This is a genomic window from Enterobacter sp. BNK-14 (genome assembly GCF_047456095.1).
Lineage (GTDB): Bacteria > Pseudomonadota > Gammaproteobacteria > Enterobacterales > Enterobacteriaceae > Enterobacter > Enterobacter kobei.
The window spans coordinates 3,466,359-3,488,961 of sequence record NZ_CP179897.1 but is presented as its reverse complement, the minus strand read 5'-3'; the positions used below and the strand labels follow the sequence as shown (position 1 = coordinate 3,488,961).

General features: G+C 55.5%; 22 protein-coding genes and 1 other annotated feature. Of the genes, 6 read left to right on the top strand and 16 right to left on the bottom strand.

The features are described from left to right. Positions 1-73: 73 nt before the first annotated feature. Together mog and tal are read right to left on the bottom strand one after the other, a co-directional pair. A complete protein-coding gene (mog, locus tag ACMGGM_RS16635) occupies positions 74-661 on the bottom strand; it encodes a molybdopterin adenylyltransferase (RefSeq protein WP_032637529.1) in 588 nt (195 codons plus the stop codon). 110 nt (positions 662-771) lie between these two features. Then, positions 772-1,725, bottom strand: coding sequence for a transaldolase (tal, locus tag ACMGGM_RS16630; RefSeq protein WP_014882487.1), 954 nt, complete (start codon positions 1,723-1,725; stop codon positions 772-774). Between the two features lie 262 nt (positions 1,726-1,987). Between tal and ACMGGM_RS16625 the strand changes: the two genes are divergently transcribed. Both ACMGGM_RS16625 and yaaA read left to right on the top strand, forming a co-directional pair. Further along, a complete protein-coding gene (locus ACMGGM_RS16625; protein WP_023336743.1) occupies positions 1,988-3,418 on the top strand; it encodes an alanine/glycine:cation symporter family protein in 1,431 nt (476 codons plus the stop codon). A gap of 66 nt (positions 3,419-3,484) precedes the next feature. Beyond that, complete coding sequence (yaaA, locus tag ACMGGM_RS16620; protein ID WP_014882485.1) at positions 3,485-4,258, top strand: peroxide stress protein YaaA; 774 nt, start codon at positions 3,485-3,487, stop codon at positions 4,256-4,258. A gap of 32 nt (positions 4,259-4,290) precedes the next feature. On the opposite strand, the gene ACMGGM_RS16615 is transcribed toward yaaA, so the two are convergent. From ACMGGM_RS16615 to yjjY, 7 genes are all read right to left on the bottom strand, one after another. Further along, positions 4,291-4,584, bottom strand: a complete 294-nt coding sequence (locus ACMGGM_RS16615; RefSeq protein WP_014882484.1) for a DUF2502 domain-containing protein — start codon at positions 4,582-4,584, stop codon at positions 4,291-4,293. Positions 4,585-4,873: 289 nt separating this feature from the next. Next, positions 4,874-6,160 carry a threonine synthase gene (gene thrC, locus ACMGGM_RS16610; RefSeq protein WP_023332051.1) on the bottom strand — a complete coding sequence of 429 codons (1,287 nt, stop codon included), beginning with the start codon at positions 6,158-6,160 and terminating at the stop codon, positions 4,874-4,876. A gap of 3 nt (positions 6,161-6,163) precedes the next feature. Then, the gene (gene thrB, locus ACMGGM_RS16605) at positions 6,164-7,093 is read right to left on the bottom strand and encodes a homoserine kinase (protein WP_045134337.1); all 930 of its coding nucleotides are present in this window, start codon (positions 7,091-7,093) and stop codon (positions 6,164-6,166) included. Position 7,094: 1 nt separating this feature from the next. Continuing rightward, the gene (gene thrA / locus ACMGGM_RS16600) at positions 7,095-9,557 is read right to left on the bottom strand and encodes a bifunctional aspartate kinase/homoserine dehydrogenase I (protein WP_014882481.1); all 2,463 of its coding nucleotides are present in this window, start codon (positions 9,555-9,557) and stop codon (positions 7,095-7,097) included. Positions 9,558-9,581: 24 nt separating this feature from the next. Beyond that, positions 9,582-9,699: a sequence feature (Thr leader region), on the bottom strand. Then, positions 9,638-9,706 carry a thr operon leader peptide gene (gene thrL, locus ACMGGM_RS16595; RefSeq protein WP_015572623.1) on the bottom strand — a complete coding sequence of 23 codons (69 nt, stop codon included), beginning with the start codon at positions 9,704-9,706 and terminating at the stop codon, positions 9,638-9,640. (Overlaps the previous feature by 62 nt.) 211 nt (positions 9,707-9,917) lie before the next feature. Beyond that, positions 9,918-10,604 (bottom strand): tRNA/rRNA methyltransferase, encoded by a 687-nt coding sequence (locus tag ACMGGM_RS16590; protein WP_045134338.1) that lies wholly within the window; start codon positions 10,602-10,604, stop codon positions 9,918-9,920. 399 nt (positions 10,605-11,003) lie between these two features. After that, entirely contained in the window at positions 11,004-11,144 is a 141-nt protein-coding gene (yjjY, locus tag ACMGGM_RS16585) for a protein YjjY (RefSeq protein WP_085928893.1), read from the bottom strand. 95 nt (positions 11,145-11,239) lie between these two features. Between yjjY and arcA the strand changes: the two genes are divergently transcribed. Beyond that, complete coding sequence (arcA, locus tag ACMGGM_RS16580) at positions 11,240-11,956, top strand: two-component system response regulator ArcA (protein ID WP_003856501.1); 717 nt, start codon at positions 11,240-11,242, stop codon at positions 11,954-11,956. 49 nt (positions 11,957-12,005) lie between these two features. Here arcA and creD read toward each other — a convergent pair whose 3' ends face one another. Genes creD through creA form a run of 4 tightly spaced genes read right to left on the bottom strand, consistent with a single transcriptional unit; the run spans position 12,006 to position 16,013 of the window. Next, positions 12,006-13,358 (bottom strand): cell envelope integrity protein CreD, encoded by a 1,353-nt coding sequence (gene creD / locus ACMGGM_RS16575; protein WP_063614424.1) that lies wholly within the window; start codon positions 13,356-13,358, stop codon positions 12,006-12,008. Between the two features lie 56 nt (positions 13,359-13,414). Further along, a complete protein-coding gene (gene creC / locus ACMGGM_RS16570; protein WP_023332048.1) occupies positions 13,415-14,839 on the bottom strand; it encodes a two-component system sensor histidine kinase CreC in 1,425 nt (474 codons plus the stop codon). After that, entirely contained in the window at positions 14,839-15,528 is a 690-nt protein-coding gene (gene creB / locus ACMGGM_RS16565; RefSeq protein WP_014882477.1) for a two-component system response regulator CreB, read from the bottom strand. The genes creC and creB overlap by 1 nt, the downstream gene beginning before the upstream one ends. A gap of 14 nt (positions 15,529-15,542) precedes the next feature. Beyond that, complete coding sequence (creA, locus tag ACMGGM_RS16560; protein WP_014882476.1) at positions 15,543-16,013, bottom strand: protein CreA; 471 nt, start codon at positions 16,011-16,013, stop codon at positions 15,543-15,545. A gap of 211 nt (positions 16,014-16,224) precedes the next feature. On the opposite strand from creA, the gene robA reads away from it, so the two are divergent. Continuing rightward, entirely contained in the window at positions 16,225-17,094 is an 870-nt protein-coding gene (robA, locus tag ACMGGM_RS16555) for an MDR efflux pump AcrAB transcriptional activator RobA (protein ID WP_023336739.1), read from the top strand. Here robA and gpmB read toward each other — a convergent pair. Next, on the bottom strand, positions 17,091-17,738 hold the full coding sequence (gene gpmB, locus ACMGGM_RS16550; RefSeq protein WP_014882474.1) for a 2,3-diphosphoglycerate-dependent phosphoglycerate mutase GpmB: 648 nt from the start codon (positions 17,736-17,738) through the stop codon (positions 17,091-17,093). The two genes, robA and gpmB, sit on opposite strands and share 4 nt — an antisense overlap. A 50-nt stretch (positions 17,739-17,788) precedes the next feature. Here gpmB and yjjX point away from each other — a divergent pair, with 50 nt between their 5' ends. Next, the gene (yjjX, locus tag ACMGGM_RS16545; protein ID WP_014882473.1) at positions 17,789-18,304 is read left to right on the top strand and encodes an inosine/xanthosine triphosphatase; all 516 of its coding nucleotides are present in this window, start codon (positions 17,789-17,791) and stop codon (positions 18,302-18,304) included. Here yjjX and trpR read toward each other — a convergent pair. Then, complete coding sequence (gene trpR / locus ACMGGM_RS16540) at positions 18,301-18,627, bottom strand: trp operon repressor (RefSeq protein WP_014882472.1); 327 nt, start codon at positions 18,625-18,627, stop codon at positions 18,301-18,303. The genes yjjX and trpR overlap by 4 nt on opposite strands. 55 nt (positions 18,628-18,682) lie before the next feature. Next, complete coding sequence (sltY, locus tag ACMGGM_RS16535) at positions 18,683-20,620, bottom strand: murein transglycosylase (RefSeq protein WP_063614423.1); 1,938 nt, start codon at positions 20,618-20,620, stop codon at positions 18,683-18,685. 227 nt (positions 20,621-20,847) lie between these two features. Between sltY and ettA the strand changes: the two genes are divergently transcribed. After that, positions 20,848-22,515, top strand: coding sequence for an energy-dependent translational throttle protein EttA (gene ettA, locus ACMGGM_RS16530; protein WP_014882470.1), 1,668 nt, complete (start codon positions 20,848-20,850; stop codon positions 22,513-22,515). Positions 22,516-22,603 lie beyond the last annotated feature (88 nt).

Below are 22,603 nucleotides of genomic sequence, written 5' to 3'. Positions count from 1 at the left end.
AGAAAAAATTACTATATCGTAAATCCATTTACACGCCACTGCGGCTGACGCTAATGTCACATTTTAATTAATTTCAGGAGATTGTCTCGCGGCGGGCGCTTTTAGGACGAAATGCTGCTACCACTTTGTCGTCCGTCTCGACGTACGGCCCCTCCAGCAACTGTATACAATACGGTACACTTGCAAAGATGCCGTGGACGATGACGCTGCCATCCTCCGCTTTCAGTCCTTCCAGCGTCTCTTTGATGGACTTCGGCTGGCCCGGCAGGTTCAGAATCAGCGCCTGTTTGCGGATCACCCCCACCTGGCGAGACAAAATGGCTGTCGGGACAAAGTGTAGACTGATCTGACGCATCTGTTCACCGAAGCCTGGCATTTCACGATCGGCAATCGCCAGCGTCGCGTCCGGGGTAACATCGCGGCGCGCAGGGCCGGTTCCGCCCGTCGTCAGCACAAGGTGACAGCTCATTTCATCGACCAGCTCACACAGGGTCTGCTCGATGATTGGCTGTTCGTCCGGGATCAGGCGGGTCTGGATCTCAAACGGGGTGGTCAACGCGCTTGCCAGCCACTCTTCCAGAGCAGGGATGCCTTTATCCTGGTAAACGCCGCTGGAGGCGCGGTCGGAAATCGACACTAAGCCGATGCGTAAGGTATTCATATCCATTCCATTCAAAAAGTACTGATTAAAGGGAATGATACACGCAGAGGGGAAATTCAGACAGAGTACGAAAGAAGTAGCGTGACCGGGGACCCGGTCACGCAGAATGATTACAGCAGGTCGCCGATCATTTTTTCCAGTTTTTCCTGGTCAATAGCAAACTTACGGATACCGTCCGCCAGTTTGTCTACCGCCATTGGATCCTGGTTGTGCTGCCAAAGGAACTCGGATTCAGTGATGCGCTCTGGGCGTGCTTTCACTTCACCGGTGTAGGACAGTTTGCGCTCGATGGTACCTTCGCTTTCTGCCAGCTCTTTCAGCAGCGCAGGGGCGATGGTCAGGCGGTCACAGCCAGCCAGTTCGATGATTTCACCGACGTTACGGAAGCTTGCGCCCATCACCACGGTCTCATAACCATGCTGTTTGTAGTATTCGTAGATTTCAGTCACGGAAACCACGCCTGGATCTTCAGAAGCCGCGTACTCTTTCTTGTCGGTGTTGGCTTTGTACCAGTCCAGAATACGGCCTACGAACGGAGAAATCAGGTATACGCCAGCTTCAGCACAAGCACGCGCCTGCGCGAAGGAGAACAGCAGGGTCAGGTTACAGTTGATGCCTTCTTTTTCCAGCTGCTCCGCCGCGCGGATGCCCTGCCAGGTAGACGCCAGTTTGATCAGGATACGGTCGTTGCTGATGCCCGCATCGTTGTACAGTTTGATCAGACGTTTTGCTTTAGCAATTGACGCTTCGGTGTCGTAGGACAGACGTGCATCCACTTCGGTGGAGATACGGCCCGGGACCAGTTTCAGAATTTCCAGACCGATGTTCACGGCCAGTTTATCAGTGGCATCCACAACCTGCTGCGCGCGGTCATTGCTCTGTGCTTTCGCCCAGGTCACGGCCTCGTCAATCAGTTTGCGATACTCAGGGATCTGTGCGGCGTTAAGGATCAGAGAAGGGTTAGTTGTGGCATCCTGCGGCTGGTACAGCTTCATTGCCGCGATATCTCCGGTGTCAGCTACGACAGTGGTGAACTGACGAAGGGAGGTCAATTTATCCGTCATGATAGTGTTTCTCTTTTAACGTGCCCTGGATAATTCACGCTACCGACAGCATGCCTGCAGCGGAAAAATGACAGGTTTACTTGTTAGGGGGATGTAACCGGTCTGCCCTGATGATAACACGACGGAGGGGTAGCGCAACCGCAGACAGTGCGCTTAGGCAGAGTATGATAAACTGAGAATATTAACAGGCTGCTAAGCAACAGCATGCCCAATCAGTGGTAGCGCTTACATATTCACGTTGGCATCAACAAGAGGGACGTTAATGCCTGATTTCTTTTTCTTTATTAACGAAGTCCTCTGGGGTTCGATAATGATTTACCTGCTCCTGGGAGCAGGTATCTGGTTTACGCTACGCAGTGGGTTTATCCAGTTTCGCTATATTCGCAAGTTTGGCAGAAGTCTGAAAAACAGCGTCACGCCCCATCCGGGCGGACTCACCTCGTTTCAGGCGCTGTGTACCAGCCTTGCGGCACGCCTTGGCAGCGGCAATCTGGCAGGCGTTGCGCTGGCCATCAGCGCAGGAGGGCCTGGCGCAGTGTTCTGGATGTGGGTCACGGCACTTCTGGGAATGGCCACCTCTTTCGCCGAAAGTTCGCTGGCGCAACTCTACAAAGAGAAGGATAAAAGCGGACAGTTTCGTGGCGGCCCGTCATGGTATATGGCGCGTGGCTTAGGGATGCGCTGGATGGGCGTGCTGTTCTCGCTTTTTTTACTGTTCGCATACGGCCTCATTTTTAATACCGTCCAGTCAAACTCGGTTGCCCATGCTCTGCGCTATACCTTCTCCTGTCCGGAGTGGCTCACGGGCAGCGTGTTAGCCCTCTTTGTTTTGCTCGCCATTTCTGCCGGCCTTAGGGGCGTCGCCCGCCTAATGCAGTGGCTGGTGCCCATTATGGCCCTGCTCTGGGTTGCCGCGAGTCTGGTCGTTGCAGCACTGCATTTCGAACAGGTTCCGGGGGTCATTGCGTCCATTTTTAAAAGCGCCTTTGGCTGGCGAGAAGTCGCATCAGGCGCGCTGGGCTATACCCTGAGCCAGGCATTGATGGCAGGTTTTCAACGGGGCATGTTCTCCAATGAAGCCGGAATGGGTTCCACTCCCAACGTCGCAGCGGCCGCCTCTTCGTGGCCGCCACACCCGGCTGCGCAGGGTATTGTGCAGATGATCGGCGTCTTTATGGATACGGTGATCATCTGTTCCGCCAGTGCCATGATCCTCCTGCTGGCCGGCCCGGTCCCCCATACCTCGGATGCCGTCGGGATACAATTTCTTCAGCAGGCGCTGGTGAACCTGACCGGCGGCTGGGGGGCTGGCTTTGTCTCGCTCATACTGATGTTGTTCTCCTTCAGCTCAATTGTGGTCAACTATCTGTACGCTGAAAACAACCTCATTTTCCTGAGATTCAACGCTCGCCCTGCTATCCTCCTGCTTCGCCTGGGGGTGATACTGATGGTGTTCGCGGGCGCCCTTCTGACGATGCCTATGATCTGGCAGCTGGCGGATGTCATTATGGCGCTAATGGCAATCACTAACCTGACGGCGATCCTGCTGCTCTCCCCCGTTGTGACGCTTATTGCCAAAGATTATCTTCGCCAGCGCAAGCTGGGGGTTGCCCCGGTATTTGATGCGTCACGTTACCCCGAAATTGCGTCACAACTTGCCCCTGGCACCTGGGATGATTTGCCCCGGCGATAACAGCTATCGATCAATTCAGGGCGATTTTTTGTTAAAGTCGCTCTAAATTTCCTGCAAGGACTGGATATGCTGATTCTGATTTCACCTGCAAAAACGCTCGACTACCAGAGCCCGCTCGCCACCGAGCGCTATACCCAGCCAGAACTGCTGGATTATTCACAGCAGCTGATCCGTGAAGCGCGCAAGCTCTCTGCGCCGCAAATCGCCTCGCTGATGGGCATCAGCGACAAGCTGGCAGACCTTAACGCGACCCGATTCCATGAATGGCATCCGGATTTCACCCCTGCTAACGCGCGTCAGGCGATTCTGGCGTTTAAAGGTGATGTCTATACCGGTCTGCAGGCGGAAGACTTCAGTGAAGCCGACTTCGATTTTGCCCAGCAGCATCTGCGTATGCTGTCGGGTCTGTATGGCGTACTGCGTCCGCTGGATCTGATGCAGCCGTACCGTCTGGAGATGGGCATTCGTCTGGAAAACGCCAAAGGCAAAGACTTGTACCATTTCTGGGGCGAAATCATCACCGATAAGCTGAACGCGGCGCTGCGCGCTCAGGGCGATAACGTGGTGATTAACCTGGCATCCGATGAATACTACAAGTCGGTGAAACCGAAAAAGCTGGATGCGGAGATCATCAAGCCGGTCTTCCTGGATGAGAAAAACGGCAAGTTCAAGGTCATCAGCTTCTATGCCAAAAAGGCGCGGGGCCTCATGAGCCGCTATATCATTCAGAACCGCCTGACCAAGCCGGAGCAGCTGACCGGTTTTAACAGCGAAGGCTATTTCTTTGACGAAGACGCGTCGGGGAAAGGCGAACTGGTCTTTAAACGCCACGAACAATAAAACAACACCCCGCCTGCTGGCGGGGTGTTGCATTAATGGTGCTTCCAGTCCGGCCCTGGATGGCGATCGTCATGATGATGGTCGTGTCGATCGTCACGATCGCGATGTTCGTCATGCGGGCGCCAGTGGTTATCACGCCAGTCATAATGCGCCTTCCACCAGTCGTGGTCGCGCCAGCGGCCGCCGTCCCAGTAATGCCCGCTGTTGTCCCGGTCGCCAATCTGCAGTTTAACCGCCGGTACGAGGGTGATTTCGGATGCCTGTGCCGCCATGGGAGCGACCAGCACCAGTGAAAGCGCGATGAGTGCAGGTTTCAGTGTAGACATCTGTGACTCCTTATTCTTCTTGCCCAACGTGGGCCGATGTAAGGAGAGTACGCGAGGGGAACGGGGGATGTTATTCTCTGCAATCCTAAACGCTAAGTGACCGCATTTATTGGGAATTTCTGCTTTTTTCCTGCTTTATTCCTCCTTATTTTCTTCACAAAAAAGCCGGGTGGCGGCTTCGCCTTTCCCGGCCTAAAAATCGGTGCTGCTTTTGCCGGGTGGCGCTGCGCTTACCCGGCCTACAAACCCCGTAGGTCCGGTAAGGCGTAGCCGCCACCGGGCAACACAATCACGCGCGAGTCATCATCAGCTTACGCAGCGCGGCAAAATCCGCAGGCAGCTCGTGTGACAGCAGCGGCAGGTCGGCACGCTCGGCCAGCTCTTTTGGCAGCGGCAGCGTTTCGCCCAGGATCGCTTCCACGCTCTCTTTGAACTTGGCGGGATGGGCGGTACCGAGGAACAGACCATATTCCCCCGGGTTGAGCTGGTCGCGCAGTGCGCGATACGCAATTGCCGCGTGCGGCTCAGAGGTATATCCCACCGCCTTCAGCTCGCGCATGGTCGCTTTAGTGGTCTCATCCGTCACCGCCGCGTAGCCCAGGTCCACCAGACGCCATACCTTGCGGCGGAACAGCTCTTCCACGCGCGGCCAGTTGTTTGGCTGTGACACATCCATGGCATTGGAGAGCGTTGCCTGCGTCGCGTTCGGTGCCCATTTCCCGTCTTTCAGGAAGCGCGGCACGGTGTCGTTGGCGTTGGTAGCGGCGATAAAGCGCTTCACCGGCAGACCGAGCGATTTCGCCAGTAATCCCGCCGTCAGGTCACCGAAGTTACCGCTTGGTACGGACACCACCAGCTGATTGCGCGCTTCCTGCGGCAGCTGCGCTACCGCTTCGAAGTAGTAGCAAATCTGCGCCAGCAGACGGCTGATGTTGATGGAGTTGGCGGAATTCAGCCCCAGCGCGGCCTTCAGCTCTTCATCATCGAACGCCTGCTTGACCAGCGCCTGACAGGCATCAAAGTCACCGTCGATCGCCACAGTCTCAATGTTGCCGCCGAGCGTACAGAACAGTTTTTCCTGCAGCGGGCTGATTTTGCCTTTTGGATAGAGGATCACCACGCGGACGTTTTTCAGGCCGTAGAACGCATGCGCGACCGCGGCACCGGTATCGCCAGAGGTGGCTGTCAGAATGGTCACCGGCTTGTCGCCGCTGATGTGGGTCAGCATCTGCGCCATAAAGCGGCCGCCGAAGTCTTTAAACGCCAGTGTCGGGCCGTGGAAGAGCTCCAGACAACCGACGTCAGGCTCCACCTGCTGCACCGGAGCCGGGAAGGCAAACGCCGCACGCACGCGCTCTTCCAGCAGCTCCTGAGGGATTTCGTCGCCGATAAACGCAGACAGAATTTTGGTGCTGCGGGTGACAAAGTCCTGCTTCAGCAGTTCATCAATCTCGGTCAGCTGAAATTCCGGCAGGTCATGCGGGAAGAACAGCCCCTGATTTTTGCCCAGCCCCTGAGTCACTGCCTGCGCGAAGCTGACCTGCTCGTTATGATCTTTAAGGTTATAGAGTTTCATTCGTTATCCCAGTACTCGTGCGCCAGCCGTGTCCAGACGGCAAATATGAACAAAGCCTTCCTGATTTTGCAGGTAGTGTTTAGAGAGCCAGTCCGCCACGCGCTGCGCGGTGTCTGGCGTATCGCACAGGGCGAACAGCGTCGGGCCTGAGCCGGAGATGCCGCACGCCTGCGCGCCGATATCCATGGCGGCCTGTCGCGCCTCGTTAAAGCCAGGCAGCAGCTTCGTGCGGTACGGCTCGGCAATGACATCTTTCATCAGCTTCGCCGCCAGCTGCGGCTGACGGGTATAGCAGGCGTGGATAAAGCCCGCCAGATGACGTCCGTGAGCAATACAGTCCTGACGACGATATTGCGCAGGCAGGATCGCACGCGCTTCCGCGGTAGAGACCTTAATCCCCGGATACGCCAGCACCCACAGCCACTCATCAAACCCTGGCACCTGCTGGCTGATGATGCCATTTTCTTCAATCATCAGTTGCATACCGCCAAGGAAGCACGGTGCCACATTGTCGTAGTGGATACTGCCGGAGATACGCCCTTCCAGCTCGCCCATTAACCCTAGCAGGCGGCTGTTATTCAAAGGCTTGCCGCAGTGCTCGTTCATCGCCACCAGCGCGGCAACAACGGAACAGGCGCTGGAGCCCAGCCCCGAACCAATCGGCATACTTTTTTCCAGCGTCATGGCGACCGGCACGTTTTTGCCGATCTCCTGACAGAAGCGTTCCCAGCACTGATAGACGATATTCTCGCGCGGGTCGGACGGCAGTTTGCTGGCGAATCGGCCCACGTTATTGAGGCTGAAACTCGCCGCCGCCTCAACCGTAACCGTATCGCCCAACAGCGAACCGTCCACCGGCGTGACCGCCGCCCCCAGCACATCGAATCCGACGCTCATATTGGCGCTGGAAGCCGGGGCATAAACTTTGACCATGTTAAACTCCTAACTTCCATGACAGGGTACGCAACAGATCGGCAAACACACCCGCCGCTGTCACATCGTTCCCTGCGCCATAGCCGCGAAGCACCAGCGGCAATGGCTGATAATAGTGGCTGTAAAACGCGAGGGCGTTTTCGCCGTTTTTGACTTTGTACAGCGGGTCGTTGCCATCCACTTCGGCAATCTTCACCCGGCACACGCCATCTTCTTCAATGTTGCCAACATAGCGCAATACCTTACCTTCATCACGGGCTTTCGCCACGCGCGCGGCAAAAGCATCGTCAAGCTGGGGTAAATTCGCCATAAAGGTGCTGACATCACCGCTGCTGTCAAACTCGGCTGGCAACACGGGCTCAATCACAATATCCGAAAGCTCCAGCTCGCGACCGGTTTCGCGCACGAGGATCAGCAGCTTACGCGCCACGTCCATGCCGGAGAGATCGTCACGTGGATCCGGCTCGGTATAGCCCAGCTCGCGCGCGGCGCGGGTGGCTTCCGAGAGGCTCATGCCCTCGTCCAGCTTGCCAAAGATAAACGACAGGGAGCCGGAGAGAATGCCGGAGAAGCGCTGCAGTTCATCGCCCGCATTCAGCAGATTTTGCAGATTTTCGATAACCGGCAGGCCTGCGCCCACGTTGGTGTCGTACAGGAACTTACGGCGCGACTTGCTCGCCGCCAGACGCAGCTGGTGATAGTAATCCATCGACGAGGTGTTGGCCTTTTTGTTCGGCGTCACCACGTGGAAGCCTTCGCGCAGGAAATCCGCATACTGGTCGGCAACGGCCTGGTTTGACGTACAGTCGACAATCACCGGGTTAAGCAGATGGTACTCTTTTACCAGACGGATAAGGCGACCCAGATTAAACGGCTCTTTCGCCTCTTCCAGCCCGGCCTGCCAGTTTTCAAGATTCAGACCATGCACATTGGTCAGTAGCGCTCTGGAATTGGCAATACCGCAGACGCGCAAATCGATATGCTTCTTCTTGAGCCACGCCTGCTGACGCTTCACCTGCTCGAGCAGCGCGCCGCCGACACCGCCCACGCCAATCAGGAACAGCTCAATGACCTGATCGGTATTGAACAGCATCTGATGCACCACGCGCACGCCGGTGGTGGCATCGTCGTTATCCACCACGACGGAGATAGAACGCTCAGACGAGCCCTGGGCAATCGCCACGATATTGATGTTGGCGCGGGCCAGCGCGGCAAAGAACTTTGCGGAGATACCGCGCAGGGTGCGCATTCCGTCGCCCACGACGGAGATGACGGCCAGACGCTCCTGAATGGAGAGCGGCTCCAGCAACTCCTCTTTCAGCTCCAGATAAAACTCTTCTTCCAGCGCACGGCGCGCGCGCAGGCAGTCGGCCTGCGGCACGCAGAAGCTGATGCTGTACTCGGAAGAGGACTGCGTGATCAGCACCACCGAGATACCGTTGCGTGACATTGCGGCAAAGACGCGCGCCGCCATGCCGACCATGCCCTTCATCCCCGGACCGGAGACGCTGAACATCGCCATGTTATTCAGGTTGGAGATGCCTTTCACCGGCAGGCCATCTTCATCGGAGCTGGCACCAATCAGCGTGCCTGGCGCTTGCGGGTTACCGGTGTTTTTAATCAGGCAAGGGATCTGGAACTGGGCAATCGGGGAGATGGTACGTGGGTGAAGCACTTTGGCGCCGAAGTAGGAAAGCTCCATCGCTTCCTGGTAAGACATCGACTTCAGCAACCTGGCGTCCGGTACCTGGCGCGGGTCGCAGGTATACACGCCGTCGACGTCAGTCCAGATCTCACAACAGTCTGCGCGTAAACAGGCAGCCAGCACGGCGGCAGAGTAGTCGGAGCCGTTACGGCCCAGCACCACCAGCTCACCCTTCTCATTTCCGGCGGTAAAACCCGCCATCAGGATCATGTGGTCAGACGGGATTTTGCTCGCGGCGATACGGCGGGTTGATTCGGCAATATCAACGGTAGATTCGAGGTAGTGGCCCACCGCAAGCAGTTTTTCAACCGGATTGATGACGGTCACGCCGTGGCCACGCGCTTCCAGCAGGCCAGCCATGATGGCGATTGACAGTTTCTCACCGCGGCAGATCAGCGCCGCGTTGATGCTGTCCGGACACTGGCCCAGCAGGCTGATACCGTGCAGCACATGTTTGATCTGAGCAAACTCCTGCTCAACGAAAGACTTCAGCTGTGCGAGCGGGAAGCCGGGCTGTGCCTCCGCCAGCCCCTGCAGCAGCTCAGCGAAGATACGCTCGGCGTCGCTGATGTTCGGAAGTGCATCCTGACCACCGATGGTTTTTTCAATCATCGCCACCAGATGGTTCGTGATTTTTGCCGGGGCAGAAAGCACGGTCGCAACCTGCCCCTGCCTGGCGTTGCTCTCCAGGATATCGGCAACACGCAGAAAACGTTCTGCATTTGCCACTGATGTACCGCCGAACTTCAACACTCGCATGGTTCTACCTCGTTTCCTTTAGCCGAAAAAAAAGCCCGCACTGTTCAGGTGCGGGCTTTTTTTTGTTTTTCCTGTACGCGTCAGCCCGCATCGTTACCTGTGGTAATGATGATGGTTGTAGTAATGGTGGTAATGCTGATGCGTTTCATGGATGTTGTGTACTCTGTCATTATTATCTGTCTGTGCTGTATTCTTTTAGGGTTAAAGGATCGGGCACCTTAAGTCAATGAATTTTTAATTTGATCACAATTCCGCAGAGACTCACGCCCCGCTGTTTGCCGATTTATTTTCATCCGATCCCCCCAAATGCAACCCTCCATGACAGACAATTTCGCCATAGTAAAAACTTATGACAGCATTTTACTCGGCTAATTTTTTTTCAATATCGTGCAGCAAACGGTGCAACATTGCCGTGTCCCGCTGCTCAAGTCGTCCGAGACGCTGGTGTAGCCAGTCAGCCATTTTTTGATCGTCCGCCACATCCAGCCGCAAGAGCAAGTTCTCCACGCGAGCGCGAAGGGCAGCCAGCTGGTTTTCATCGGTTCCTGTATCGGGCGGCTGGGGGATTTGTATTAAGGATGCTAATTGATAGCAATAGACCATGACCGCCTGGCCTAAATTCAGAGACGGATAATCCGCGACCATCGGCGCGCCAGTCAAAACATCCGCCAGTGCCAGCTCTTCGTTAGTGAGTCCGGAATCTTCGCGGCCAAACACCAGCGCCGCTTTCTCAAGCCACTGGCTTTTCTCTTGCAGCATGGGCACCAGCTCAGCAGGCGTGGCGTAGTAATGGAACTTCGCGCGGCTGCGGGCGGTGGTCGCAACGGTAAACGAAATGTCATGCAGTGCGTCGGCAAGAGTAGCGTAAGTCGTTATATTATCGAGAATATCTCCCGAACCATGCGCCACCCAGCGGGCAGCAGGCTCCAGGTGCGCAGTGCTGTCCACAATACGTAAATCGGTAAAACCCATGGTCTTCATGGCACGCGCCGCAGCGCCTATATTTTCTGCTCTGGCTGGGGCGACCAGTACAATCGACAGATGCATTTATGCTCTCTTTTTAATCAGTTAGCGGGTAAAAATGTGATGCACTTCAACATATTACGCAGCGCAAATTTACAAATTTGCAACACAAATCACCGAAATAGCGTTTCACAACAAATTAAAGACGCTAAACTATTTTGTGTCTGAACAATCAGTTAGAATGTTAATAGAAGACCATTATCCCTATGTTTTATAATGATAATGGCATCATGAATACCCTATTCTGATTGGATTCGCTTCGTTTATATATCAATGTCCGCAACTAGTTGGTTTATTGAAAAATTGTGACAAAGGCTAGCATTCGGCTACGATGATTTCATCAAACTGTTAACGTGCTACAATTGAACTTGATATATGTCAACGAAGCGTAGTTTTATTGGGTGTCTGGTGTCACTTAGCCTGTTATGTTGCTGTTAAAATGGTTAGGATGACAGCCGTTTTTGACACTGTCGGGTCCAAAGGGAAAGTACCCAAGACCAAGCTAATGATGTTGTTGACGTTGATGGAAAGTGCATCAAGAACGCAATTACGTACTTTAGTCACGTTAAGCCGATCATGTTAATTTGCGACATGCATCAGGCAGGTCAGGGACTTTTGTACTTCCTGTTTCGATTTAGTTGGCAATTTAGGTAGCAAACATGCAGACCCCGCACATTCTTATCGTTGAAGACGAGTTGGTAACACGCAACACGTTAAAGAGCATTTTCGAAGCAGAAGGCTACGATGTCTTTGAAGCGACCGATGGCGCAGAGATGCATCAGATCCTTTCTGAAAATGATATCAACCTGGTAATCATGGATATCAACCTGCCGGGCAAAAACGGGCTTCTTCTGGCGCGCGAACTGCGTGAGCAGGCGAACGTCGCGTTAATGTTCCTGACAGGCCGTGACAACGAAGTTGATAAAATTCTTGGCCTGGAAATCGGTGCGGATGACTACATCACCAAGCCGTTCAACCCACGCGAGTTAACCATTCGTGCACGCAACTTGCTGTCCCGCACCATGAACCTGGGCACGGTCAGTGAAGAGCGTCGTAGCGTCGATAGCTACAAATTCAACGGCTGGGAACTTGATATCAATAGCCGTTCGCTGATTAGCCCGAACGGTGAGCAGTATAAACTGCCGCGCAGCGAATTCCGCGCGATGCTGCACTTCTGCGAAAACCCGGGCAAAATTCAGTCCCGTGCAGAACTGCTGAAGAAAATGACCGGCCGTGAGCTGAAACCACACGACCGTACCGTAGACGTAACCATCCGTCGTATTCGTAAACATTTCGAATCTACGCCTGATACGCCGGAAATCATCGCCACTATCCACGGCGAAGGGTACCGTTTCTGCGGAGACCTGCAGGAGTAATCCCGCAGTCAATGCAATAAAGAAAAACGGCGCATTCGCGCCGTTTTTTTTATTTCCAGATCCGCATCGTGTCGTTATCGGGCTCTGCGGGTGGCTCAGGGCGCTTCGGCTGTGAAAGCGAATACCAGTCGAAATGCCGGGTCAGGTACATCACGGCGAACAGTGCCAGTGCGAGCACCGCTGACCCCAACAGCAGCGCACTATCCTCCGAGCGCAGCAGGAACCACATCACCACGTCCAGCCCCAGCAAGGCCAGCACAAACAACCCGCTGCGCTTCCAGCTTTTTAGCACCGCCTGCAGGTACATCCCGTTCATCGCAGCACCCACCAGGCTTGCAACAACCCAGGCAGGTGTAAAGCCGACGTGTTCTGACAGCGCCAGCAGCACCAGATAGAACAGCACCAGCGACAGCCCCACCAGCAGATACTGCATTGGGTGCAGGCGCAGCCCGGTTAAGGTTTCGAAGACAAAGAAGGCCATAAACGTCAGCGCAATCAGCAAAATAGCATACTTGATTGCCCGGTCAGTCAGCTGATACTGATCGGCAGGTGTGGCTACCGTGACGCTAAAAGCCGGGATCGACTCCCACGCAGGAGATTCACTCCCGTTGAACCAGCTCTCAAGGTTGTTCGCAAACCAGCTGCTCTGCCAGTTCGCCTGAAAACCTGAATCACCGATTTTGTGTTTCACCGGCAGATAGTTGCCCATGAAGCCCGGATGCGGCCAGTTGCTGTTCAGCGCCATTTCGCTGTTACGTCCCACGGGCACCACGGCAAAACTCCCCGTCCCCGCCAGATTCAGCGACATCTCCATGGCAAACGTTTTTGACTCCAGCGCTTTATCCGTCAGCGGGATATGAAGACCGGAAAGCGCGCCAGATACGCCCGAACCCGGCTCTACGCTCAGCGTCTCGCCGTTGATACTGGAGACTTTCACCGTGCCAATACCGCGTGCATCGCCCACTCCAACAACGATAAACGGCTGCCCCAGGGTCATCGTCTCCCCTTTTAGCTGCGTCATTTTTTCGGTGCTGAACTGCGCTTTTATTTTGAGATCGGTGTTCCAGATCTGTCCGTCATAGATGCCGATATTTCGGGACTCAACGCGCTGGTTACCCTCAACAAGCAGCGACTCCGGCAGGATAAAATGCAGATAGCTTTTCTTGTACTCGACCTTCTTCTCATCCTCTAGCTTGTAAAAGATCTCTGTCACCGGAATCGCAATCAGCGGGCCGACCAGTTTTTGCGGTCCGCTGGTGCTCTGGCGAAGCGTATTTTCGACATCATTACGGTAGCTTTCACGCTCTTCAATGAGGTTACTTACCATAAACAACGGGACTAACAGCAGCAGAATGCACCCCAGCAGGGTGCTTATTTTCCAGAACAGGGGGGATTTCATCATTACGTCTCCTTTGTGATGAAGAGAGCGTAACCAGGCTGTGTGGGGGCAGTTTGAAGTTATGTGAAGGGACGGTGAAGTGTCAGCGTGGCCATCACGCCGCCCTCATCACGATTGCGCAATGTAATCTCTCCCTGATGCAGACGCGCCACCTCCTGCACAAAGGCCAGCCCGAGCCCACTGCTCTTAAGCCCGTTCTCGCGCGGAAGGGAATAGAAGCGTTCAAAAATACGATCCAGCGCGTAATCCGGGATCCCGCTTCCGCTGTCGATGACGACAAGCTGTATCTGCCCCTGCTCTTCCCGGGCCGCCAGTTCAATGGTTCCGCCCTGAGGCGTAAAATCGATGGCGTTATCCAGCAAATTGCCGAGCGCCTGTTCGAGGAGATCGGGATCGCCTTCAACATTAAACGGAACAGGCTGGATAGTCAGCACAATCGCTTTTGCCGATAGCAGGGCCGAGCGCGCGTCAGCAAGCCGCGTAAACAGTGAATTGACCCGAATGACCTCCGGCGTAATCTCGACCCGATTTTCAAGCCGCGCCTGCGCGAGCAGTTTTTCAACCAGCGACTGCATGCGTGCGTTTTGTACCAGAATGTTATCAATAAAGCGTGCTGCCACCTGCGGCGGCGGCTGCTCGGCAAGGATTTCCGCCGCGCCGCGTATGGCCGCCATCGGGCTTTTCAGCTCGTGGGTGAGCGCATGGACATAGCGTTCAATGTAATTTTTCCCTTCGAGACGAATGCGCATATTCTCCAGCGCCTGGGCCAGCTTGTGCAGTTCGCTGCTGCCCGGATTAGGTAGCGGGAGAGGCGTGTCGGTGGTCACCGAATCGGCATAGCGCGATAACGTACTGATAGAACGATTGATCCACCAGGCGACAAGGAGACCAATCAGCAAGGCAATGCCGAGCAACGCGCCACCCGCCCAGAGGATCCGCCGCTCGCTGCGGTGGATAACCGGAGCCATCGCGCTGTTCGGTTTCCCGACCGACAGCACGCCGATAATCTTACCCTGCTCCACAACCGGCGCGGCAACATACATTACCGTACTCTCAGGATCGTCTGGATTGCTCTGAGTGCTGCGCGCGCCGTATTTACCGCGAAGCGTCAGCCAGACATCGTTCCAGCGCGAGTAATCTTGCCCCACGGCCAGACCGGCGGAATCAAACACCACTCTGCCCTGCGCATCGGTCATATAGACGTGATACTCGTTACGCACCTTATAGATGCCGCCGAGGTTGGCGCGGAAAGGCCGCTGATGGAGCTGTGAAAAGGCCTGCGCCAGTTTGCCCTGCTGCGCATTCCCCGAAAGAAGATCGTCGCGCCCGATTTCGGCAAGCAAGGTCGCGGTATCGATCAACGTCCCCTCGGTGGCCCTGCGCACGCCGGGCTTCACTTCCTGAACAAAAATCGACAGCACAAACCACGCGGCGATGCCCACGATCAGGAAATATCCCAGCAACAACCGCATCCCAATGCGCATCAGTAAAGGCCCAGACTGTAGCCCATACCCCGATGGGTACTGATGGGAGACTGTTCATCGTTCACCGCCCGCAGCTTGGCGCGCAGGGTTTTGATATGGGTATCCACGGTACGATCGAAGCTGTCGCCGTCTTCACCCCATACCTTGTCCATCAGCTGCTGGCGCGAAAATACCCGCCCGGGGGCCTGTAAAAAGGTTTTGAGCAGCAAGAACTCGTAGCGGGTCAGGGGTAAAACTTCACCGCACCAGCTTATTCGGGCGGCAGGTTCATTTAGCTCAAATTGCCCGATACGCATAGTTTCTGCTGGCGCGGCGGATTTTTGCATCCGCCGTAAAATTGTCCTTACCCGGGCGCAAACCTCTCGCGGAGAAAAAGGCTTGGCGACGTAGTCGTCGGCGCCCATTTCCAGCCCGAGGAGTTTATCCACTTCATCACTGCGTGCCGTGAGAAACAGCACCGGAAGTGACGGATGCTGCGCCAGCAGCTGGCGGCAGAGTTCAAAGCCGCTGATGTCCGGCAGCCCAACATCCAGAATGGCGAGCGCCGGGATCTGCCGCCGCGCCTCCTCCAGCACCGGTAAACCGCGCTCAAACGCCTTTACCGCAAAGCCTTCCTGCTGAAGCATGTAGATAAGCGTATCGGCGATACTGGTTTCGTCTTCAACCAGCCAGACCACAGGTTGTTGCATGGTTCATCCCTGAATTAATGCCATGGCATAATCGGCACGGCGCTGATGGCGTTTTTCGGTGAGCCTTCCACCACTTTGTCGGAATAGGCAAGATAAGCCAGCGTATTGCGCTTCGCATCATAGAAACGCACTACCTGCAGCTTTTTGAACACCAGCGACGTCCGTTTCTGGAACACCACGTCACCCTGCGCTTTACCGTTTTTAATTTTATCGCTCAGCTCAACTGGCCCCACCTGCTGGCAGGAGATCGCCGCATCGGAGGTATCTTCCGCCAGCCCCAGACCGCCTTTAATACCGCCCGTCTTCGCACGGCTGACGTAGCAGGTGACGTTTTTCACATCTGGATCGTCAAACGCCTCCACCACAATTTTGTGGTCCGGGCCAAACATTTTGAACACGGTATCGACAGATCCAATCTGTTCCGCCTGCGCCGCACGGCCAGCAACCAGCAACAGAGCGGTAAGAAGCAAAGTCTTGTATTTCATATTGTTACCATTCTTTAAAATTGCATTGAGCGATTATTCAACACTTTAGACAAAAATGTAGCAAGATCACAGGATTAGAATATATTCGCCCAAAACGGGGGAGAAAAGGCATTAATGCGCAAAAAAAACACTGAATGCTAAAACATCAAAAAATGCTATTATCCGCTAACCTGTTATCAGGCACCTGCTGTTTTAAGGATGAGGATAGTATATGGATCAGGCTGGAATTATTCGCGACCTGCTCACTTGGCTGGAAGGTCATCTCGACCAGCCTTTGTCACTGGATAATGTGGCGGCTAAAGCAGGCTATTCCAAGTGGCATCTGCAAAGGATGTTCAAGGATGTCACCGGTCATGCTATCGGGGCCTATATTCGCGCACGTCGTTTGTCCAAGTCTGCGGTGGCATTGCGCCTGACCGCGCGGCCCATTCTGGATATTGCCTTGCAGTATCGTTTTGATTCGCAGCAGACCTTCACCCGTGCGTTTAAAAAACAGTTCTCGTTGACGCCAGCGCTCTATCGCCGCTCGCCAGACTGGAGCTCGTTTGGTATGCGCCCGCCGCTGCGTCTGGGCGAGTTCGCCATGCCGAAATACGAAATTGTCACGCTGCCGGAAACCCATCTGATCGGTACTACCCAGAGCTACTCCTGTTCTCTTGAGCAGATTTCTGAGTTCCGTCATCAGATGCGTGTCCAGTTCTGGCGCGACTTCCTGAGTCATGCGCCAGCGATCCCACCGATCCTCTATGGTCTCAACGAAACGCACCCAAGCCAGGAAAAAGACGACGAGCAGGAGGTGTTCTACACCACCGCGCTGACGCCAGAGATGGCAAATGGTTATATTCAGGGGTCTAAACCGGTCGTGCTGGAAGGCGGCGAATACGTGATGTTCTCGTATGAAGGACTGGGAACGGGCGTTCAGGAGTTCATCCTGACCGTTTACGGGACCTGCATGCCGATGCTGAATCTGAATCGCCGTAAAGGTCAGGACATTGAGCGCTACTACCCGGCGCAGGATGCGAAACCGGAAGAAGGCCCAATCAATCTGCGGATGGAATTCTTAATTCCGATACGTCGTTAACGCTGCAGTTCATCAAGCGCAGGGGCATCGAGATGCGAAATGTCCCCTGCCATCTCCACGACCCAACCCGACGCCAGCCACGCACTTTCCTGATAATCAATTCGGGAAATAGAGCAGTTGCGCAGACGCAGACGACGTTCAGCATAAGCCGGTAATCCCAGAATGGTGCTCACCAGGCAGCCCAGCGCAATACCGTGACTCACCAGCAGCGGACGGCTACCTGCCGGAAGCTTCAGACATTCCGCCAGTGCGGCATGCATACGCACGCTCAGCTCCTGCATGGATTCCCCCTCAGGGATGCGGCCATCTTCGGTACCGTTGACCAGCGTACGACGCCAGCCCTCTTCCGTTTCGGTCAGCGTATCGATATGGCGTTTTTCCAGCACGCCCATATCCAGCTCGCGCAGACGCGGCTCTAGCATCACGTCACAGCCGCAGGCATCTGCGATGATGCGCGCTGTCTGCTGCGTGCGACCTAAATCGCTGGTGATCACGTGGGTAATGCCCAGCGTCCTGGCACGCTCTGCCACCTGCCACGCTTGCTGGATCCCCTTCTCAGTGAGAGGACTGTCTGACTGGCCTTGAATACGTCGCTCGGCGTTCCACTGCGTCTCACCGTGGCGAACAAGGTATACCTGTAACATGCTTTTTTTCCGTTATACTGCGATGAGTTTTTTTTGAATCGAGCTTAATTATGCACCATGTTGTCTCTGCTACCACCAATCCTGCCAAAATTCAGGCAATTCTAAAGGCTTTTGAAGAGATTTTCGGCGAAGGATCCTGCCATATCGAAGCCATCGGCGTCGAGAGTGGCGTACCTGAACAGCCGTTTGGCAGCGAGGAAACGCGCGCTGGCGCACGAAATCGCGTGGCAAATGCTAAAGCCGCGGCCCCAAAGGCGGACTTCTGGGTCGCCATTGAAGCCGGGATCGACGAAGGTGCCACCTTTAGCTGGGTAGTGATAGAAAGCCGAGAGCAGCGCGGTGAAGCGCGTTCTGCCACCCTGCCGCTGCCAGAGATCATTCTGAACAAAGTGCGCGAAGGCGAAGCGCTCGGGCCGGTGATGTCACAGTACACCGGCATTGATGAGATTGGACGTAAAGAAGGGGCGATTGGCGTCTTTACTGCGGGCACGCTCACGCGTTCAGGCGTTTACCACCAGGCGGTGATTTTAGCGTTAAGCCCGTTCCATAACGCGATTTATCGTTAGGTATTTTTCAACAACACCGCTTCCAGCCACTGGCGCAGCTCGACCGGCGCAGACTTCAGGCTGTTCGAGCCGCGGGTGATCGTCGCGATGCCCGCGCCCAGCTCATTTTTCAGCTCACGCTGGCTCATCTCACCGCGCAGTAGCTCTTCAATGATCCGCACGCGCGTGCCCAGCGCTTCACGCTCGTCTGGGGTCAGCATCAGCTGCATAAGAGGTAAGTGCAAATCCTGATCGTAAGACTGGCGAAGCAGCTCCACAAAACGAAGCCACTCCTGGTGACGCTGTTCGGCCATTGCCGAGGAATACGGGGAATGCTGGGTCATGTTATGCTGCCTCTTGTACTCATTAGCGAGTACAGCATAACACAACCCACGCCGATCAGTAACGTCTCTGCCACTCGGCATCGCTCATCAGGGTATCTTTCTGCCCCATGAAGTAGCGATAGTAAGCATCGTACGCCAGCACGTTCTTCACATAACCGCGCGTTTCTGAGAACGGAATGCTCTCCACAAACGCCACGGCATCAATGCGTCCGGCGCTGTTGCTGAGCCAGGTACGCACGCGCCCCGGCCCCGCGTTATACGCCGCCGAAGAGAAAATGCGGTTATTGCCAAACTGCTGATAAACATACTGCAGATAGCTGGTACCGATGTTGATGTTGGTATCCGGATCGAGAAGCTGTGAGGGGCTACTGTACCCGGGAATGTTAAACATCTTCACCGTATGGGTCGCCGTTCCCGGCATAATTTGCATCAGACCGCTGGCCCCCACCGGGGAGCGGACTTTCGGATTCCAGGCACTCTCCTGACGGGCAATCGCCATCGCGTAACTTTGCGGGATATCTTTGCCGCTGGTGTAGCGTTCGAAAAGATCGTTGTACGCCAGCGGGAAACGCTCTTCAAGATGATCCCAAAGCTTACCGGCGATCGTCGCCTGCACGCTCAGATCCCACCAGTGGTTATCCAACGCATAGCGGGCAAGCTGGGCTTTCTCGTCGGTGGTGCGACTGGTTACCAGATTCGCCCACTCGCTGCGCGCGGTATTGTCCATATTCCAGTACATCAGCTCGCGCACGCGCGCCATCTCTGGCCCCTGCGTCAGCGCCGGGTTCGCATTCGCGGGCGCTTTATCAATGCGGAAGGTATACTCCTCGCCCAGGCGCTGCGCGGCTACCATCGGATAGAAGCCACGCTGCTGCATCAGGCCGTGGAGGATCTCTTTGGCTTCATCATCACGACCGCGCTCCATCAGCAGATCGGCCTGCCAGTAGCGCCATTCATCTTTCTCTTTGGCGTCCATCGGCAAACGTGCGAGCCAGGTATTCAGCCCCCGGCGATCGCCGGTGCCCAGCGCCATGCGCACGCGGCGCTCCACCAGCGACGTGGAGTTCGAACGCATAATGGCATCATCTCGCCAGCGTGCCTGTTCGTCGGTCACATCCGTGCCCATCAGTCGCCACGCCACGATGTCACGCAGCTCCTGGGTTTGATCGTCATTCAGCTGCTGAGCCTGCACCAGCTGCGGGATCATCAGCCGGGCGTTTTCCACATCGTCGCGCGCCACGCTGGCAAAAGCCACCGCCGCCATCTGACGGGTAAAGTCAGTCGCGCCCGTGCTGCGGGCAAAGGTCAGGACGCTGTTCGGATCGTTTGCCAGCGCGATAACGGCCGTAGAGATCGTCTGATAATCGGAGGGCATCTGCCCCGCCAGCGCGGTCACCAGGCGCGTGTTGCCGGCTTTCATCGCCAGGCGAATACGCTCAAGATAGGCCAGCGGATCCTGCTTGCCGGAGGCTCGCCACGCGCCAAACAGCGAATCACAGGCATTCGGCTGGCTTTTGCCGGTCAGCCAAAGATCCTTCGCCCCGGCCCAGGCCTCTTCCTGCTGTCCGGTCGCCCATTTCGCATAGTAGTAGTTACACTGCGCTTCGGTGGTATTCGGCTTATCGGGGCTAAATGCCAGCAGCCCGCGCCAGTCTTCGCGACGCGCCAGTTCATTCACAAAACGAGATTGCAGGGTTCGCGCAGGCGGCAGGGTCGGGTTCGCCTGAATGAAATTATTCACAGTGACGGTCGGCTGGTTCATGAGATCGTCAGTGATCTGGCGATACTCCAGATACGGATACAGCGGATAATCCTTCAGCGTCGGCATCAGCGCCTGCACGGTATCCATCTGCTTATTGTCCCACGCCTGTTTAATCTGGGCGTAGCGATTACGTTGTTCATCCAGTGAATCGGCATGCACCGCCTGGCTTACCGCCATTACGCATACGCTGGCAGCCAGCAGACGCCAGACCACCTGTTTGGCTTTTTCCACAAGCTCTTCCTCATTGTTTTTTCGTCAATTGCAGCGTCTTGCCACGTCAAAGTCACACCAACTTATGCTAACCAGGCATCCTGCAACGCGCCACGTTATGGACACTTTTTTACCTTTCTTGCGCGTTTTAACACTCCCGACGTTCCTGGCTGGGATTAGGGCGTGAAAAAGGCTACACTTCGAGGCTGAAATTCCTTCTCATTACGATAAAAGAGGCGAAGTCCAACGTGGCTCAATTCGTTTATACCATGCATCGTGTCGGCAAAGTTGTCCCGCCGAAACGTCATATTCTTAAAAATATCTCGCTGAGCTTCTTCCCGGGCGCAAAAATTGGTGTTCTGGGTCTCAACGGTGCCGGTAAGTCCACCCTGCTGCGCATCATGGCCGGCATCGATACAGACATCGAAGGTGAAGCCCGTCCGCAGCCTGGCATCAAGATCGGCTACCTGCCGCAGGAACCTCAGCTGAACCCGGAACACACCGTTCGTGAATCCGTTGAAGAAGCGGTTTCCGAAGTGGTTAACGCCCTGAAAGGTCTGGATGAAGTGTATGCCAAATACGCCGAGCCGGATGCAGACTTCGACAAGCTGGCCGCTCAGCAGGGCAAGTTTGAAGAGATTATCCAGGCGCACGATGGTCATAACCTGAACGTGCAGCTGGAGCGCGCGGCCGATGCCCTGCGCCTGCCGGACTGGGATGCGAAAATCGCCAATCTTTCCGGGGGTGAACGCCGCCGCGTAGCGCTGTGCCGCCTGCTGCTGGAAAAACCAGACATGCTGCTGCTCGACGAACCCACCAACCACCTGGATGCGGAATCCGTGGCGTGGCTGGAACGCTTCCTGCACGACTTCGAAGGCACCGTGGTGGCAATTACCCACGACCGTTACTTCCTCGACAACGTCGCAGGCTGGATCCTGGAGCTGGACCGCGGTGAAGGTATTCCATGGGAAGGTAACTACTCCTCCTGGCTGGAGCAGAAAGATCAGCGTCTGGCGCAGGAAGCTTCTCAGGAAGCCGCGCGTCGTAAGTCTATCGAGAAAGAGCTGGAGTGGGTTCGTCAGGGTGCTAAAGGCCGTCAGTCTAAGGGCAAAGCCCGTCTGGCACGCTTTGAAGAGCTGAACAACACCGAATACCAGAAACGTAACGAGACCAACGAACTGTTTATTCCGCCTGGAGCACGTCTGGGGGATAAAGTGGTTGAAGTCACCAATCTGCGTAAGTCATACGGCGATCGCCTGCTGATTGACGATCTGACCTTCTCCGTACCAAAAGGGGCTATCGTCGGGATCATCGGTCCGAACGGCGCGGGTAAATCGACGCTGTTCCGCATGATGTCCGGTCAGGAGCAGCCTGACAGCGGCTCTATCACCCTGGGTGAAACCGTGAAGCTGGCGTCCGTTGACCAGTTCCGTGACGCGATGGATAACAGCAAAACCGTGTGGGAAGAAGTGTCCGGCGGTCTGGATATTATGCGTATCGGCAACACCGAGATGCCAAGCCGCGCTTACGTTGGCCGCTTCAACTTCAAAGGCACCGACCAGGGCAAACGCGTGGGCGAGCTGTCCGGCGGTGAGCGCGGTCGTCTGCACCTGGCGAAGCTGCTGCAGGTTGGCGGTAACGTACTGCTGCTCGATGAACCGACCAACGACCTGGACATCGAAACCCTGCGCGCGCTGGAAAACGCCCTGCTGGAGTTCCCGGGCTGCGCGATGGTTATCTCGCACGACCGTTGGTTCCTTGACCGTATCGCGACCCACATTCTGGACTACCAGGATGAAGGGAAAGTGGAGTTCTTTGAAGGTAACTTCACCGAATACGAAGAGTACAAGAAACGCACGCTGGGCGCTGACGCGCTGGAGCCGAAGCGTATTAAGTACAAGCGTATTGCGAAATAAAAGCAAAACGGCAACTTCGGTTGCCGTTTTTAGTATTTGTTCCCTATCCCCGTGGGAGAGGGCCAGGTGAGGGCATCAGGCCGCACAG

Excerpts from the sequence above, each read along its gene's own strand:
- mog (WP_032637529.1), bottom strand. The coding sequence starts at position 661 with ATGAATACCTTACGCATCGGCTTAGTGTCGATTTCCGACCGCGCCTCC.
- tal (WP_014882487.1), bottom strand. The coding sequence starts at position 1,725 with ATGACGGATAAATTGACCTCCCTTCGTCAGTTCACCACTGTCGTAGCT.
- ACMGGM_RS16625 (WP_023336743.1), top strand. The coding sequence starts at position 1,988 with ATGCCTGATTTCTTTTTCTTTATTAACGAAGTCCTCTGGGGTTCGATA.
- yaaA (WP_014882485.1), top strand. The coding sequence starts at position 3,485 with ATGCTGATTCTGATTTCACCTGCAAAAACGCTCGACTACCAGAGCCCG.
- ACMGGM_RS16615 (WP_014882484.1), bottom strand. The coding sequence starts at position 4,584 with ATGTCTACACTGAAACCTGCACTCATCGCGCTTTCACTGGTGCTGGTC.
- thrC (WP_023332051.1), bottom strand. The coding sequence starts at position 6,160 with ATGAAACTCTATAACCTTAAAGATCATAACGAGCAGGTCAGCTTCGCG.
- thrB (WP_045134337.1), bottom strand. The coding sequence starts at position 7,093 with ATGGTCAAAGTTTATGCCCCGGCTTCCAGCGCCAATATGAGCGTCGGA.
- thrA (WP_014882481.1), bottom strand. The coding sequence starts at position 9,557 with ATGCGAGTGTTGAAGTTCGGCGGTACATCAGTGGCAAATGCAGAACGT.
- ACMGGM_RS16590 (WP_045134338.1), bottom strand. The coding sequence starts at position 10,604 with ATGCATCTGTCGATTGTACTGGTCGCCCCAGCCAGAGCAGAAAATATA.
- arcA (WP_003856501.1), top strand. The coding sequence starts at position 11,240 with ATGCAGACCCCGCACATTCTTATCGTTGAAGACGAGTTGGTAACACGC.
- creD (WP_063614424.1), bottom strand. The coding sequence starts at position 13,358 with ATGATGAAATCCCCCCTGTTCTGGAAAATAAGCACCCTGCTGGGGTGC.
- creC (WP_023332048.1), bottom strand. The coding sequence starts at position 14,839 with ATGCGCATTGGGATGCGGTTGTTGCTGGGATATTTCCTGATCGTGGGC.
- creB (WP_014882477.1), bottom strand. The coding sequence starts at position 15,528 with ATGCAACAACCTGTGGTCTGGCTGGTTGAAGACGAAACCAGTATCGCC.
- creA (WP_014882476.1), bottom strand. The coding sequence starts at position 16,013 with ATGAAATACAAGACTTTGCTTCTTACCGCTCTGTTGCTGGTTGCTGGC.
- robA (WP_023336739.1), top strand. The coding sequence starts at position 16,225 with ATGGATCAGGCTGGAATTATTCGCGACCTGCTCACTTGGCTGGAAGGT.
- gpmB (WP_014882474.1), bottom strand. The coding sequence starts at position 17,738 with ATGTTACAGGTATACCTTGTTCGCCACGGTGAGACGCAGTGGAACGCC.
- yjjX (WP_014882473.1), top strand. The coding sequence starts at position 17,789 with ATGCACCATGTTGTCTCTGCTACCACCAATCCTGCCAAAATTCAGGCA.
- trpR (WP_014882472.1), bottom strand. The coding sequence starts at position 18,627 with ATGACCCAGCATTCCCCGTATTCCTCGGCAATGGCCGAACAGCGTCAC.